We start from the raw sequence: 14,916 nt of genomic DNA, 5'->3' as shown, positions 1-14,916 counted from the left end.
GCCCGTTTTCTATTCAGCACAATGGTTTAGAGTTATAGTCATATAACACTTTCTTTATTCGGGTACCCCATGCGTATACGTAGCTCCTTTACTCAGTCGATAGTGCTTTTCTTAACGCTATTGGTCGCTAGCCAAATTTTTTCTTATTACGCGGTGTTTAACTATGCGTTGATGCCAAGTTTGCAGCAGTTTAATAAGATTTTGGCTCACGAGCTAAACCTGGTATTGGACCAAGGCAGTGATATCGAGATCGATGCGCCATTGCGTCAGCGTGTGCTTGAACAGCTCGGGGTAACCGTTCACGCCAAGGGCAGCGAAGCGGCGGGTGAGTATTACCATGCGGTCGCAATCGACCTGATGAGTGAGGAGATGACCAAGGAGCTGGGTTCTGAAACTGAAGTGCGGCTGATCTTGGGTAAAGAGAGCTATGTGCTTTGGATGGACATTGCGCAGTTACCCAACTCTTTAATTCGTATTCCGTTATCAGAGCTGCAAGAAGAGGATTTTGCACCACTGTTTCGTAACAGTCTGATCATGGCGCTGTTGATTGTCGCAGGTGGTTGGCTGTTTATCCGATTGCAAAACCGTCCGTTGATAGCGCTAGAGAAAGCGGCGCAAGGTGTCGGGCGAGGTGATATTCCACCGCCATTGCCAGTTCAAGGCGCACAAGAGATTCGCTCGGTAACTCGAGCCTTTAACCAGATGTCGAAAGGCATCCAAGAGCTAGAAGAAGACCGCGCCTTGTTGATGGCGGGTATCAGCCATGATTTACGTACTCCGTTAACGCGTATTCGCTTAGCGACTGAGATGATGTCACCAGAGGATGCCTACTTAGCTGAGGGGATTATCAGTGATACCGAAGAGTGTAATGAAATCATCAGCCAGTTCATGGATTACCTAAAGCCTGTCGACCGAGATTCATTCCAAGCAGTGTTTGTCGATGATATTGCTCGTGAGGTATCGAGCTCTGAGGGTGGCTACGAGGTTCAGATTGAAACCGATATTCCAGAATCGATGAAGCCAGCGCTAGGTAATCCGATCGCGATGAAGCGTGCTGTGAGCAACTTGGTGGTGAATGCGCTGCGTTACGGTAATGGTTGGGTCAAGGTATCAACTGGTATGACGGCGGATAACAAGCTTGCTTGGGTGACGGTAGAAGATAACGGGCCGGGTATTCCACAAGACCAGATCGGAAAGCTGTTTGAACCTTTCACGCGTGGTGACACGGCTCGTGGTAGCGAAGGAACGGGCTTGGGCTTAGCAATTGTGAAACGTATCGTTAGCCAGCATCAAGGTGCTGTTGTGGTCAATAACCGCAGTGAAGGTGGCTTAAAAGCGCAGATCAGTTTCCCGGTTAAGCCCTAGTTATCATCGGTCCGTTTGATGACGATAAGTTCGGTTCGGGGAACGGTTAAGAGATCCCCGACTCGGTCATTCTTCCCTCTCCGAGGATGACGAATTGCTAACCATGGACTTTGATGATGAAAGTAACGCACACTAAAAAGGCTTCCTTGAGGAAGCCTTTTTTACGTTTGAATACGGTCTCAGTGTTAACTATGCCTTAGTGTTAACTACGCCTTAGAGTAAACATCGCGTTCACCCAACCAACGGTTGATGATCGCCTTAGCATTGTCTGGGTAGCTATCGTGAATATGACGCGCAATACGCTGCACTTCAGGTATCAAACGTTGGTCACGAATTAGATCGGCGATCTTGAAATCAGCCAAGCCAGTTTGTTTGGTACCGAGCAATTCACCGGGGCCACGGATTTCTAAGTCGCGCTGTGCAATCACAAAGCCATCGTTACTTTCACGTAGCACACCTAGGCGTTTCTGAGCGGTTTTAGACAGCGGAGAGTGATACAACAATACACAATGACTTGCGACCGAACCTCGGCCGACACGGCCACGCAGTTGGTGCAGTTGCGCTAGGCCAAGACGTTCTGGGTTCTCGATGATCATTAAGCTCGAATTCGGAACATCCACACCCACTTCAATCACGGTTGTCGCAACCAATAGATGCAGCTTGTTCTCTTTGAACTCTCGCATCACCGCTTGTTTCTCGGCGGGTTTCATACGGCCATGGACTAAACCAATTTTTACGTCAGGCAGTTTGCGTTGTAGCTCTTCTGCTGTATCAGCTGCAGCTTGAGCTTCCAGTACTTCCGATTCATCAATCAGCGTACATACCCAGTAGGCTTGTTTGCCTTCATTGAGACACGCATTTTTCACACGTTCAACAATGTCATCGCGCTTGGTATCAGGAATTGCCACGGTTTGAATTGGGGTTCGTCCCGGTGGCAGTTCATCAATAATCGAAGTTTCGAGGTCGGCATAGGCCGTCATTGCTAACGTTCGTGGGATTGGGGTAGCGGTCATGACCAACTGATGGGGGTAGTAGCCTTGCTTTGCGCCTTTCTCACGTAGCTCTAATCGCTGGTGGACACCAAATCGGTGTTGCTCATCAATGATCACTAAACCAAGGTTTTTGAACTCGACATGCTCTTGGAACAGGGCATGAGTACCGACCACCATTTGCGCTTCGCCACTGGCAATACGTGTTAGTTCAGTTTCACGAGCTTTGCCTTTGAGCTTACCTGCTAGCCATCCAACTTGAATACCCATTGCCTCAAACCAGTTGGCAAAGTTAATCGCGTGTTGTTCTGCGAGTAGTTCAGTGGGTGCCATAAGTGCTACTTGTTGACCGTGTTCCAATGCGCGAACCGCCGCCAGTGCAGCGACTAAGGTTTTACCAGAGCCCACATCACCTTGCACTAAACGCATCATAGGATGCGGCTTTTCCAAGTCAGCTTCGATCTCTTTGGTCACTCGTGCTTGGGCATTGGTTGGTGAAAACGGCAGCTGAGCCAGTAGCTTATCTTTAAGGGTGTTTACTGGAGGAAAAGGCATTGCCTTGTCTTGCTGCCCTTTGCTACGAACAGACAACATAGACAGGTTTTGAGCCAGTAACTCTTCCATAATTAGGCGCAGTTGCGCAGGGTGCTTGCCTTCATCAAACAGCTCTAGGTCAATGCCCGGGGGCGGCCTGTGAATGGTATGCAGTGCTTGTGCGAGGGTAATTTGGTGGTCGTATAAACCTGATGGGAGAAGCTCGTTAACTGCGGCCTTGTCGATTAGCTCTAAGGCTTGATCGGTAAGATTACGCAGCGTGACTTGTCTTAGCCCTTCGGTGGTTGGGTACACCGGAGTCAGATTGGCTTCAACGTCTGGCTGTTGCCTCGGCGCAAAGAATTTGTAGTCAGGGTGGACGATCTCAAGCCCCATATTACCGCGCTTGATCTCACCATAAGCATGCACTTGTTTGCCTTCGGCAAAGTTATTCTTCATGCCTGCAGTGAAGTTGAAAAAACGCAGTGTAATAGTGCCATTACCATCACTGATCTTTACTGCGAGCATCTTACGTTTACCGAAAATGGTATCGATGTGCATTACCTTGCCTTGCACTGCTGCCCATAAACCAGCATGCAGTTTTACGATTGGATAGATACGCGTTCGATCTTCATAGCGCAAAGGCAGGTGAAATAGCAGGTCTTGTACATTGTTAAGCCCAACCTTCTCTAGTTTCTCTGCGACTTTAGCGCCGACTCCAGATAAAGAGTTGAGAGGGATAGCAGATAAAAGCTGTGACATAACAAGGCTCATAAACGTAAGAGAGATAATCTATTCAAGCATTTTACTGGATTTTTGTACAGGATAAAGCGAAAGAGCAGATTAGGAGCAGATGCGGGATGCGGGTAAACGAGACACGAAGGAATGAAGAGCAGATACGGGGTACGAGTAAACGAGATACGAAAAGATTAAAAAAGATGTGGAGCCAAGATGGTGAGTCACGAAGTTTTTTGCTCTTCGCATCTCGCCATCTCGAATCCCTCATCTTTACTTTGATCAGTTCTTACGACGTCTTACTTTCAGTGCGTGTGGCATCACACGTAGCTTTTTCATAATACTTGCAAGGTGAATACGATCTTTGGTCGTCAGCAAGATAGTCACTGTGTACAGGCGTCCATCACGTTCTTCGGTTGAAATACCGTGAATGTTAGAGCCTGTTTTTGAGATAACGTTAGTTAACTCAGCCAGTGCACCTTGGTGGTTCTGCAGATCAACCTGAAGTTCAGCGGTGAACTCTTGGTCGTAATCGTCAGACCATTCAACCGCCATGTATTTGTCTGGTTCTTTCTGGTAACCACGAACGTTTGGACACGTTTCGCGGTGAACCACAAGGCCACGACCTGGCGATACATGGGCAATGATGTGATCATCTGGAATTGGGTGACAACAGTTAGCGAACGTCAGTAGTAGACCTTCAGCACCACGAATTGGAAGTTTCTTCCTAGGCGTGTCGCTGTTGTTTTCTACTTCAGTCAGTTCGTCAGCATCACCTAGTAGGCGACGAGCAATCACGATACTCATCAGCTCACCAAGACCAATTGACGCTAGCAAGTCTTCAATACTGTCGAGACGAAGATCAGACAATACATGTTCAACGTTCTCTTGGCCGATATCACCAATCGAGTGTTCGCCAAGTGCGTGGTTCAGTAGACGACGACCTAAGGTAATCGACTCTTCGCGGCGCATAGTCTTCAGAACCTGACGGATCTTAGTACGCGCACGTGATGTCACCACGTAGTTGAGCCATGCTGCATTCGGACGTGCGCCCGGAGCACTGATGATCTCAATGGTTTGACCGTTCTTCAGTGATTTGCTGAGTGGGTAAGGGTTCATGTCTACACGAGCACCTACACACATGTTGCCGACATCGGTATGTACCGCGTAAGCAAAATCGACCGCTGTTGCGCCTGCCGGAAGTTCGACAATGCGACCCTTCGGCGTGAACACGAAGATCTCATCTGGGAACAGATCAGACTTAACGTTTTCAATGAATTCGAATGAGTTACCCGCGCTTTGTTGCAGCTCAAGTAAGCTCTGCATCCAACGTTGTGCTTTAACCTGTGCGGTTGTGCCATTACTGCTGCGTGAGCCGTTGCCTTTGTAAGACCAGTGCGCTGCGACACCTTTGTCTGCCATTTGATCCATATCTTCAGTACGGATCTGAACCTCAACTGGCACCCCGTGAGGGCCGATCATTGACGTGTGCAGAGATTGGTAGCCGTTGGCTTTTGGTACCGCAATGTAATCTTTCATGCGGCCAGGGCGAGGCTTGTACAGGCTGTGAGCCTGACCAAGTACGCGATAACAAGTATCTGGGGTATCAACCACCACGCGGAAAGCGTAGATGTCCATAATGGTGTGGAAGCGCTGCTCTTTAGTTTTCATCTTGTTGTAGATGGAGAACAGGTTTTTTTCACGACCAAGTACGCGAGCAGGCAAACGGACCTCTTCAAGGCGGCCTTCAATTTCACTATGGATACGTTGGATCATTTCCTTACGGTTACCACGCGCAGCTTTCACGACGTTTTTAAGTACGCGATAACGGTTAGGATAGAGGGCTTCAAAGCCCAGCTCTTCTAGTTCGGTCTTGATGTTATGAATACCAAGACGGTGAGCTAGTGGAGAATAAATCTCTAGGGTTTCACGAGCAATACGACGCTTTTTGTCAGGACGAAGTGCCCCAAGCGTGCGCATGTTGTGAGTACGGTCAGCTAATTTGATCAAGATAACGCGGATGTCTTGCACCATGGCGAGAACCATCTTGCGGAAGTTCTCTGCTTGCGCTTCTTTGCGATCACGAAATTTAAGCTTATCCAGCTTAGATACACCATCAACCAATTCAGCAACGGTATTGCCAAATTTTTCCTCTAGATCTTCTTTAGTGACATCACAGTCTTCGATGACATCATGAAGCAGAGCAGCTTGCAGGGTTTCGATATCCAGACGCATTTCTGCCAGGATTCTTGAAACAGCTACAGGGTGGATAATGTATGGTTCACCGCTTGAGCGGGTTTGCCCTTCATGGGCGTCTCTCGCTACCACATAAGATTGACGCAGAGCCTCAATTTGAGGCTCTGTTAGGTATTCTTGGGCAACGTCTTTGAGGCTATCGAATAGATACAAATTAAAGGCCCGGAAGGTTAATTAGTTCGAATGACGCTTTTTGCGAATATGAGCTAACGAGTGTGAGCGATGCTGCTTACTGCTGCAAGTTCAGCCGCTTCTTGCTCTTGTTGCTCTTGACGTTCACGAGCATCTAGTACGTCTTTAGTGATAAGACCTTCTTCGATTTCGCGAAGAGCGATAACCGTTGGCTTATCGTTTTCTTCAGGCACTAGTGAATCTTTACCGCCAGTTTGCATTTGACGTGCGCGGCGAGCCGCAATAAGAACTAGGTCGAAACGGTTGCCAACTTTTTCAACAGCGTCTTGAACAGTTACGCGTGCCATGAGGACTCCAAATAGTAATTAACTAATAAATTTTTGATGACGAGAAAGTATACAAGTTTAACTAGATACTTTCTAGATCACCGTATACTTATCTCAATAGAAAATCTAGGGGATCTAGATTATTCCGCTAATAAAGCAGTAAGCATGCCGCTGTATTTCGCTGCTTGCTTATCTTCTTTTAAGCGTTCCGCACGAATGATAGCTCTGAAGTCCATTAGGGCTGCATCAAAGTCGTCATTCACGATCACATAATCATATTCTGCATAGTGAGAAATCTCTGATTTTGCTTCGCTCATGCGTTTCGCAATAACTTCGTCGCTGTCTTGACCGCGAACATTCAAACGACGCTCTAGTTCACCATTTGATGGTGGAAGAATGAATACACTCTTCGCTTGAGGCATTTGTTCACGGATCTGACGAGCACCTTGCCAGTCGATATCTAGGAATACATCGATACCGCGGTTTAGGTTTTCTTCAATCCAAACGCGTGAAGTACCGTAGTAGTTGCCGAACACTTCAGCGTACTCTAGGAATTCACCTTTAGTAATAAGGTCTTCAAAATGATGCTTCTCTACGAAGTGGTAGTGAACACCATTTTCTTCACCAGGGCGCATACCGCGAGTGGTGTGTGAAACAGATACCTTCATTGCGTAGGTTGGATTGGTTTCTAGCATTGCTGAGATCAAGCTCGACTTACCTGCGCCACTAGGTGCAGATACGATGTAAAGAGTACCTTTGCCCATCTGTATATTTCCACTGTTGGTTGGATTGAGTGAAGGCAATAAACCTACACTTTAAAAGATAGCACTGACTCTAATTTTTGTTCCGATGGCGCATCTACTAATTGTGCCGTTGGTTACGTCTATAAAGAGATAACGAGTAAAACTAATAGAAGCAACTGGTGAAAATTAGGTCAGAAAAATGGAGGCGAAGAGTAGCATATTTAGATGATTGAGAACAACTGGCTTGATCGTTATTTATCAGCAAATGATCTTCTCAAAGATCTTTGTATAAATGTAATGACTCGTCATCGGTACTTTTTTATGTGATCTGGACAAAATTTGTTGAAGTTTTAATCTCAATCCTTACAATCCGCGCAAACGATTAAATGCTGTATATGTCTAGTAAAAAGGTCTAGATGTTTCTACTACCGAGCCTACCTTGGTGACTACAGTTTTTAGTGTAGAGACCTCTCTATTCTCACAGCATTTGAATCACCAAATTCTTAATTTATTGCAAAGGTTTTGTTGTGAGTACCGATTCCACCCTGAAAGCCCAGAACACCTCTGGCTCGCTTGATTCGATGTTTAAAATCACTGAAAGAAAAACCACGATTGGCACTGAGCTGTATGCGGGTTTCATTACTTTCTTGGCGATGAGTTACATTCTGGCGGTTAACCCAGCAATTTTGGGTGATATTCCAGGCATGGACAAAGGTGCCGTGTTTACTGCAACGGCTCTGTCTGCGGCAATCGCAACCCTAATTATGGGCATTTGGGGCAACTACCCTGTAATGCTAGCGCCGGGCATGAGTATGAACGGCTTTTTCAAAGGTCTGCTGTTAAGTGGATCTGTTGCCGTGCTTTGGAATGAAGCGCTGTTCGGTATCTTCCTATCTGGTATTTTGTACCTTGCGTTCTCATTGACCAATATTCGTAAATCGATGATTGAATCGATTCCTGAAGATTTGAAGTTGGCGATTACCGTGTCTCTCGGACTGTTCATTGCTTTCTTAGGTCTTAAGAATGCGGGCATCATCGTTTCTAACCCATTCGTATTGGTAGGCTTAGGCGACATTTCTGATCCAAAAGTGATCATCGCTTACGTGAGCATCTTCATTGCACTGGGTTGTATGGTTCGTGACATCAAGCTAGCAACGTTCATCTCATTCGTTTCTGCTATCGTGTTGACGATTCTTGCTGACGTCTTCATGGGCACTTCAAACGCACCAATCCCAGAGCAGTTCATTGCTATGCCACCAAGCATGGCAGGCAGCTTCGGCGCTATCTTTGATTTCTCTGCTTTCACGCCAGAGAAAATGTTCGACCTACTGTTCATCGTACTTATCTTCTTGATTGTCGATTTCTTTGATGGCTTGAGCACCATTGTCGGCGTTGGCCGTGATGCGGGTATCATCGATAAAGACGGCAAGGTGCCAAACGCGAAATCGGCTCTAGTAGCAGATGCGGGCGGTACTGTGATTGGTTCAATTCTTGGTACCACATCGATCACTGCTTTCTCTGAGTCTGGCATCGCTTCTTCTCAAGGTGCAAAAACGGGTTTGGCAGCAGTCATGGTGGCTGGTCTGTTCCTAATCTCGCTATTCCTATACCCAATCTTCTCTATCTTCTCGGCTGCAATGGTTGCACCGGCGATGGTAGTAGTCGGCATCTACATGGTAGGTCGTCTTGGTCAGATCAACTGGGAAAAGAAAGAGTCACGCATTGCAGCCTTCTTTACCATCATGTTCACAGTGCTAAGCTTCTCTCCAGCGAACGGTATGGCGATGGGCTTCATCAGCTACGCATTCACAATGGTTGTGGCAGGTAAGCGCAAAGAAGTACACCCGCTTATCTACGGACTGTGTGTGGTGTTCTTAACTTACCTGATTCTGCTTTAAGGCTAATTAGTCACTAAGAAGTCGCTAAGTAAAAGACAAACAGATGGCTCTGCAGTGAATGCGGGGCCATTTTTGTATTTGTTGCTTTTTACCGTTGCTTCTTAATGTTGGTTACCGATGAGTTGATGGCGTTAGCCTAAAGTCGGTGCTTTGACAGTACGCGACTTATATTGATGCATGCTATTGTAGAGACTGGATTAATTATTTTTTGAAGAGTGACTATGCCTTCTCACTTACCTAAATCTTTTAGTAAGCCGTTTTTAAAAGTATTCCACATTATGGAAGCGGTATTGCTGGTGGCGATCACGCTCGCGACCTTGTTTGCGATGGTCGAAGAGTTCATGCATGTCTTCGCTGAACGCCGAGTGCAATTGACCGACATTCTGCTGATGTTTATCTATTTAGAAGTGTTGGCGATGGTTCAGCAGTTTGTGATGAACGGTAAGATCCCAGTGCGATACCCAATCTATATCGCGATGATGGCGATTGCTCGTTACATCACTTTGGGCATGAAAGAACTCGATGCGGTATTGATCGTTTGGTTATCTTTAGCGGCATTTATCTTAGCAGCAGCAACTCTGTTGATTCGAGTCGGTCACCATTACTGGCCATATGTCGATCTCAGAACTAAGCAGCCGGACGAGTAAATTTTTTGAGATCAAAGTCTTACAAATCAAGCCCGGCGACCTAGCTGGGCTTGAATTCAAGCCAACCGAACAAAAAAACATCAATTATTTTCAAATAAAGCTTTACAACCCGACCCAGATCACCAAGAATGGCCTCGCTCTGTTTTCAGAGTTATTAAATGAAACATCAGTTGTAAAGTAAAACCCTTAGTATTGCTTCATTGTTATTCTCAGTGTTTCCCTTGGCTTCATAGATACATTAAATAATTCAAGCTTTCAGCGCATCGCACTTTTGGCGATTAATTTTTTATTTTTATATAAGGGACACATCATGTCTAACAAAACAAACGGCGTAGTAAAATGGTTTAACGAAGAGAAAGGTTTCGGTTTCCTAACTCAAGACAACGGCGGCGCTGACGTATTCGTACACTTCCGTGCAATCGCTTCTGAAGGTTTCAAGACTCTTAAAGAAGGCCAACAAGTGTCTTTCGAAGTAGAGCAAGGCCAAAAAGGTCTTCAAGCTGCAAACGTTGTAGCTCTATAAGATTTTAAGTCGGCGCAGGTTGCAACAGCAACTTGCGTCACTTTCCCAGCTTAATCTTCACTTTCTATACCTCTTCTGCTTTAACTTCTTATCTCCTGTTTAGAAATTTTTATTTCCCTCTGAAATACCCTTAATACCTTTTTACTCTCGTTATCCCATTATTTCGTTATACCCACTACTTCGTTACCCCCTTATCGCAATCCACAATCTATACTTCGTTCTAAGTTACTTTTCCGGTTCAACTCTCTGATCTCCGATTTTTGCTCATTTACTTACGGTGATTGGCATTATTGTATCCACAAAAAAAGCCCCTAAAACTAGGAGCTTATCTTGATCTAATCAACACTGTTAGTTAATCAACACTGATTCAGTTAATGGCTATTCAGCGTGTTACTGACAAACTGTTATTCAATATTCTGAATTTGCTCACGCATCTGTTCGATAAGAACCTTAAGCTCTACGCCTGATGCTGTGATGTCTGTGCTGATAGACTTAGACGCTAGCGTGTTTGACTCACGGTTGAACTCTTGCATCATGAAGTCTAGCTTACGGCCACAAGCGCCGCCTTTCTTCAGTACTGCATTCGCTTCTTTCACATGAGAATCTAGACGGTCTAGCTCTTCTGCTACGTCTGACTTCTGCGCTAGCAGGATAAGCTCTTGCTCAACACGAGAACCTTCAAGTTCGATTTTCGCATCTTCAAATTTGGTAAGAAGACGCTCACGTTGCCACTCTAGGATCTCAGGCATGCGTGCACGAACTTTCACTACTTCTTCAGTGATTGCATCTAAGCGCTGTACGATTAGCGCCTTCATGTTCTCACCTTCACGAGCACGAGCATCAATGAACTCTGCGATAGCATCGTTGAATGCTTCAAGTAGGTCTTTGTTGATGGCATCCATGTCTTGCTCTGGCGTTTCCATCACACCAGGCCAATTCATGACTTGGAATGGGTTCAAACGGCTGTCTTCACCTGTCATCGTCATTACTTGGTTCGCAGCATTGATTACTTGCTGAGCCAAACCTTCGTTAATGCTTAGTTCGCCCTTTGCAGCAGGGTTTGCTTCAAAGCGTAGGTTACATTCAACCTTACCGCGTGCAAGACGCTTACGGAAACGCTCACGCAAGATTGGCTCTAAACCACGGAACTGTTCAGGCATACGGAAGTAAGTTTCTAGGTAGCGTTGGTTTACACTACGGATTTCCCATACTGCGCTGCCCCAATCGCCTTTTACTTCTTTGCGTGCGTACGCGGTCATACTATAAATCATCGAATTTTCCTGTCTTTTATCATTCTGAAAATAACGCGCACGCATAGTATCACGATATGGTGTGCTCTCGAAGCCTGTCGCTTTTCACTGTAAATAGCCTTTCGTGGTAAATAGCTTTGAACGGTAAATAGATTTGCACGATAAACTGCTATATAATCTTGCCCCAATCAAAACTGTCTCACCCCTTTCTTAGGTGATGCACTCTTTCGATAGTAAATCACTTCAGACTGTTAATAAGGTAGATACCAATGCGTCCAAATGACCGCGCTGTAGATCAAATTCGTCCAATTAAAATTACTCGTAACTACACAGCTTATGCTGAAGGTTCTGTATTAGTTGAGTTCGGCAACACTAAAGTTCTATGTAATGCGACGGTAGAAGAAAACGTACCGCGTTGGTTAAAAGGCCAAGGAAAGGGTTGGGTAACGGCTGAATACGGCATGCTGCCACGTGCAACGCACACTCGTAACCGTCGTGAAGCGGCGAGCGGCAAGCAAGGTGGTCGTACGATGGAAATCCAACGTCTGATCGCTCGTAGCCTACGTGCTGTTGTTGACCTGAAAGTAATGGGTGAAATTATGATCACTGTCGATTGTGATGTTATCCAAGCAGACGGCGGTACTCGTACTGCTTCTATCTCAGGTGCAAGCGTTGCAATGGCTGATGCTATCAACAGCCTACTAGCAAGCGGCAAACTGAAAAAGAACCCAATGAAAGGCCACGTAGCGGCAGTTTCAGTGGGCATCGTTGGTGCACAAGCACTGTGTGACCTTGAGTACGTTGAAGACTCAGCAGCCGATACCGACATGAACGTTGTAATGACGGAAGACGGTAAGATGATTGAGATTCAAGGTACCGCAGAAGGCGAACCGTTCAGCCACGAAGAGCTGATGCAGCTTTTAGCCCTGGCTAATAAGGGCATTGCCGATATCGTCGAAGCGCAGAAAGCTGCGTTGGCCGACTAGTCATTTTTAATAGCTCCCAATTTGGGGGCTATTTTTTTGTCTGTAAAACCTGAAAGGGTGGTACAGGGCGTAAGTTAAGTTTTATTGAGTAAACATAGAGGATGAGCATGAAAGCATATCAACGTGAATTTATTGAATTTGCACTAGAGAAAGAAGTACTTAAGTTTGGTGAGTTTACTTTAAAGTCTGGCCGCAAGAGCCCTTACTTCTTCAATGCTGGATTGTTTAATACAGGTCGTGACCTAGCGCGCTTAGGTCGCTTCTACGCAGCAGCATTGGCTGATTCTGGCATTGAGTTTGATGTACTATTTGGTCCTGCATACAAAGGTATCCCAATTGCAACGACGACAGCGGTTGCACTAGCGGATCACCACGATGTAGACACGCCTTACTGCTTCAACCGTAAAGAAGCGAAAAACCACGGTGAAGGTGGCAACCTTGTCGGTAGCGCGCTTGAAGGTCGCATCATGTTAGTGGACGACGTGATCACTGCAGGTACTGCGATTCGTGAGTCGATGGAAATCATCCAAGCAAATGGCGCTGATTTAGCGGGCGTGCTTGTTGCTATCGACCGTCAAGAGAAGGGCAAAGGCGAACTGTCTGCGATTCAAGAAGTTGAGCGTGACTTCGGTTGTGCGATTATCTCAATCGTTAGCCTGACTGACTTGGTGACTTTCCTTGAAGAGAAAGGCACAGACGCAGCACATCTAGAGTCAGTAAAAGCGTACCGTGCTCAATACGGCATCTAATACTACTCGTAATTAGACTATAGAATGCACAAGGGGCTGATGATTCATCAGCCCCTTTTCTTTTGGTTCAGTATTCAGTATTCATTATTTATAACGAATGCCGCGCTCCACTTCTGGGTCTTCCATGGTCTTAAAGCGCTTGTGCAGCCACATCCACTGTTCTGGTGCTCTTAAGATAATCTTCTCAAGGTAGCGGTTCATGTAGGCGGCAGCCGCTTTCTCATCTTTCTGTGGATAGTCATCTTCGATCGATTCATCGGCCATGATCTCATACTTGCCATCGGCATTTCTAAAACCAGAACCCGGAACAAGTGCGCATCGGCTCGTATAAGCCAGAATACTAGTGCCTGTTGTAGTACATGCATCTTCTACAGCGAAGAAAGGCACAAACACAGACTTGTTACGACCGTAATCATGATCCGGTAGGTAGAAAAGGATCTCACCCTGACGCAGGATTCGAATCATACGCTTCACGTCTTTACGGTGAATCAGGCGGTTGCCGTTTTGAGTACGACCACGGTATTGAATGAATTCATAAGCCGGATTGTTGTGCGGGCGATAAACACCTAAACCAGAAATACCTAATACAGCCATTGCTCGCGCAGTGATCTCTAGATTTAAGGCATGCACACAGCATAGAAGAACACCTTTACCGTTGGCTTTATGTGTACGCAGTGTTTGGGTGTCTTTATCTACTAGGATTCGCTTGAAACGCCACGTTGGCCAGAACCAGGTAATGCCGGTTTCGATGAGTGCCATACCTGTGTTCTTAAAGTTCTCACTGACCATTGCCGCGACTTCATCTGCTGGCTTGTCTGGGAAGGCGAGCTCCAAGTTACGTGTTGCTACCGCGACGCGTTTTTTACCATAGCGAGCACCCAAAGAGCCTAACGATCGGCCTAACAGCAGTAAGAGGCGATAAGGGAGAACGTTAACAATAAGCGCCAATAACCCAAAACCAAACCATACACCCCAATATTTAGGGTGAAGTAGAGCTAGAGTAAAAGGCGGCTTAGTAATCACGTGTTGTGCTGTGCCGTTTGCTGAAGAAGTTTTCGTCGTCATAACCATCACTTAAGATTTGATTGCCACTTAATTTGATTGCTACTTAATCTGAGCGCTTAGCAGTGCCCAATAAGCATCAAAGTTTTCTGTTGGTTGATATTTGAAGTCTGAGCGAACAAATCGATTCAAGCTGCCTTCAACTTGACCGAGCAGTTGAGCGGCTAAGATTTTCTCATCAACCGGGAATGATTTCCCTTCACGAAGCTTTCTTTCACGCAGGATCTGGCGAAGTTGCGTCTCAATGCGTTCGAAAAGTTGGTTGATGCGATCACGCAGGCGTTCATTTTCAAACATTAGAGCATGACCAGATAAAATTCGAGTCAGGCCTGGGTTACGTTCTGAGAAAACTAAGATAAGTTGTAGTACTAGGCGTATGCGCTCTAGCGTGTCTTTCTCTTCATCCAGAATACGGTTGATTCGAGACATCAACGCTTCTTCAATGAACTCGATCAGGCCTTCAAACATGCGGGCTTTGCTTGGGAAGTGGCGGTATAACGCAGCTTCAGAAACACCAACTTGCTTGGCCAACTTTACCGTTGTGATACGAGAAGCACCTTCGGTCGATTCCAACATTTGTGCGAGAGCTTGTAGGATTTCTTCACGACGGTTTGATTTTCGAGTACCAGCCATCTATTTACTTCCTTTCCTAAAGATGAGGATTGAGTGAAGAAGGATTATAAACACCATTCAATTCTGTTTCCTAGTTTTGTAAGCCCTA

General features: G+C 46.0%; 13 protein-coding genes and 1 riboswitch. Of the genes, 6 read left to right on the top strand and 7 right to left on the bottom strand.

Annotation, left to right across the window (positions count from 1 at the left end; all coding sequences use genetic code 11):
* Window positions 1-69: 69 nt before the first annotated feature.
* Window positions 70-1,365 carry a two-component system sensor histidine kinase EnvZ gene (gene envZ, locus F0229_RS03860; protein WP_102398527.1) on the top strand — a complete coding sequence of 432 codons (1,296 nt, stop codon included), beginning with the start codon at window positions 70-72 and terminating at the stop codon, window positions 1,363-1,365.
* Window positions 1,366-1,571: 206 nt separating this feature from the next.
* Here envZ and recG read toward each other — a convergent pair whose 3' ends face one another.
* The 4 genes from recG to gmk form a co-directional block, all read right to left on the bottom strand.
* On the bottom strand, window positions 1,572-3,650 hold the full coding sequence (recG, locus tag F0229_RS03855) for an ATP-dependent DNA helicase RecG (RefSeq protein WP_171732288.1): 2,079 nt from the start codon (window positions 3,648-3,650) through the stop codon (window positions 1,572-1,574).
* A 255-nt stretch (window positions 3,651-3,905) separates the two neighbouring features.
* On the bottom strand, window positions 3,906-6,032 hold the full coding sequence (gene spoT, locus F0229_RS03850; RefSeq protein ID WP_171732287.1) for a bifunctional GTP diphosphokinase/guanosine-3',5'-bis pyrophosphate 3'-pyrophosphohydrolase: 2,127 nt from the start codon (window positions 6,030-6,032) through the stop codon (window positions 3,906-3,908).
* A 53-nt stretch (window positions 6,033-6,085) separates the two neighbouring features.
* Entirely contained in the window at window positions 6,086-6,358 is a 273-nt protein-coding gene (rpoZ, locus tag F0229_RS03845; RefSeq protein ID WP_009848003.1) for a DNA-directed RNA polymerase subunit omega, read from the bottom strand.
* A gap of 119 nt (window positions 6,359-6,477) precedes the next feature.
* A complete protein-coding gene (gmk, locus tag F0229_RS03840) occupies window positions 6,478-7,101 on the bottom strand; it encodes a guanylate kinase (protein ID WP_017062466.1) in 624 nt (207 codons plus the stop codon).
* 348 nt (window positions 7,102-7,449) lie between these two features.
* Window positions 7,450-7,549, top strand: a riboswitch (purine riboswitch).
* 58 nt (window positions 7,550-7,607) lie between these two features.
* On the opposite strand from gmk, the gene F0229_RS03835 reads away from it, so the two are divergent.
* The 3 genes from F0229_RS03835 (at window position 7,608) to F0229_RS03825 (ending at window position 10,148) form a co-directional block, all read left to right on the top strand.
* Complete coding sequence (locus F0229_RS03835; RefSeq protein ID WP_017062465.1) at window positions 7,608-8,978, top strand: NCS2 family permease; 1,371 nt, start codon at window positions 7,608-7,610, stop codon at window positions 8,976-8,978.
* 221 nt (window positions 8,979-9,199) lie between these two features.
* On the top strand, window positions 9,200-9,625 hold the full coding sequence (locus tag F0229_RS03830; protein WP_017062464.1) for a phosphate-starvation-inducible protein PsiE: 426 nt from the start codon (window positions 9,200-9,202) through the stop codon (window positions 9,623-9,625).
* Between the two features lie 310 nt (window positions 9,626-9,935).
* Window positions 9,936-10,148, top strand: a complete 213-nt coding sequence (locus F0229_RS03825; protein WP_004735656.1) for a cold-shock protein — start codon at window positions 9,936-9,938, stop codon at window positions 10,146-10,148.
* A gap of 404 nt (window positions 10,149-10,552) precedes the next feature.
* Here F0229_RS03825 and F0229_RS03820 read toward each other — a convergent pair whose 3' ends face one another.
* A complete protein-coding gene (locus F0229_RS03820) occupies window positions 10,553-11,419 on the bottom strand; it encodes a YicC/YloC family endoribonuclease (RefSeq protein WP_017059268.1) in 867 nt (288 codons plus the stop codon).
* Between the two features lie 248 nt (window positions 11,420-11,667).
* Here F0229_RS03820 and rph point away from each other — a divergent pair, with 248 nt between their 5' ends.
* Window positions 11,668-12,384, top strand: a complete 717-nt coding sequence (gene rph, locus F0229_RS03815; protein ID WP_009847983.1) for a ribonuclease PH — start codon at window positions 11,668-11,670, stop codon at window positions 12,382-12,384.
* A gap of 107 nt (window positions 12,385-12,491) precedes the next feature.
* Window positions 12,492-13,133 (top strand): orotate phosphoribosyltransferase, encoded by a 642-nt coding sequence (gene pyrE / locus F0229_RS03810; RefSeq protein WP_017059267.1) that lies wholly within the window; start codon window positions 12,492-12,494, stop codon window positions 13,131-13,133.
* An 84-nt stretch (window positions 13,134-13,217) separates the two neighbouring features.
* On the opposite strand, the gene lpxL is transcribed toward pyrE, so the two are convergent.
* Together lpxL and slmA are read right to left on the bottom strand one after the other, a co-directional pair.
* A complete protein-coding gene (gene lpxL / locus F0229_RS03805) occupies window positions 13,218-14,198 on the bottom strand; it encodes an LpxL/LpxP family Kdo(2)-lipid IV(A) lauroyl/palmitoleoyl acyltransferase (RefSeq protein WP_017063085.1) in 981 nt (326 codons plus the stop codon).
* A 39-nt stretch (window positions 14,199-14,237) separates the two neighbouring features.
* Window positions 14,238-14,828, bottom strand: a complete 591-nt coding sequence (gene slmA / locus F0229_RS03800) for a nucleoid occlusion factor SlmA (RefSeq protein ID WP_004741428.1) — start codon at window positions 14,826-14,828, stop codon at window positions 14,238-14,240.
* Between the last annotated feature and the right edge of the window lie 88 nt (window positions 14,829-14,916).

Source organism: Vibrio sp. AIC-3 (assembly GCF_013114515.1).
Classification (GTDB): domain Bacteria; phylum Pseudomonadota; class Gammaproteobacteria; order Enterobacterales; family Vibrionaceae; genus Vibrio; species Vibrio crassostreae_C.
The sequence above is the reverse complement of the archived record's forward strand: the minus strand, read 5'-3'. Positions and strand labels throughout refer to the sequence as shown.

Excerpts from the sequence above, each read along its gene's own strand:
- F0229_RS03820 (WP_017059268.1), bottom strand. The coding sequence starts at position 11,419 with ATGATTTATAGTATGACCGCGTACGCACGCAAAGAAGTAAAAGGCGAT.
- F0229_RS03830 (WP_017062464.1), top strand. The coding sequence starts at position 9,200 with ATGCCTTCTCACTTACCTAAATCTTTTAGTAAGCCGTTTTTAAAAGTA.
- rph (WP_009847983.1), top strand. The coding sequence starts at position 11,668 with ATGCGTCCAAATGACCGCGCTGTAGATCAAATTCGTCCAATTAAAATT.
- envZ (WP_102398527.1), top strand. The coding sequence starts at position 70 with ATGCGTATACGTAGCTCCTTTACTCAGTCGATAGTGCTTTTCTTAACG.
- F0229_RS03825 (WP_004735656.1), top strand. The coding sequence starts at position 9,936 with ATGTCTAACAAAACAAACGGCGTAGTAAAATGGTTTAACGAAGAGAAA.
- recG (WP_171732288.1), bottom strand. The coding sequence starts at position 3,650 with ATGTCACAGCTTTTATCTGCTATCCCTCTCAACTCTTTATCTGGAGTC.
- pyrE (WP_017059267.1), top strand. The coding sequence starts at position 12,492 with ATGAAAGCATATCAACGTGAATTTATTGAATTTGCACTAGAGAAAGAA.
- lpxL (WP_017063085.1), bottom strand. The coding sequence starts at position 14,198 with ATGACGACGAAAACTTCTTCAGCAAACGGCACAGCACAACACGTGATT.
- gmk (WP_017062466.1), bottom strand. The coding sequence starts at position 7,101 with ATGGGCAAAGGTACTCTTTACATCGTATCTGCACCTAGTGGCGCAGGT.
- slmA (WP_004741428.1), bottom strand. The coding sequence starts at position 14,828 with ATGGCTGGTACTCGAAAATCAAACCGTCGTGAAGAAATCCTACAAGCT.
- rpoZ (WP_009848003.1), bottom strand. The coding sequence starts at position 6,358 with ATGGCACGCGTAACTGTTCAAGACGCTGTTGAAAAAGTTGGCAACCGT.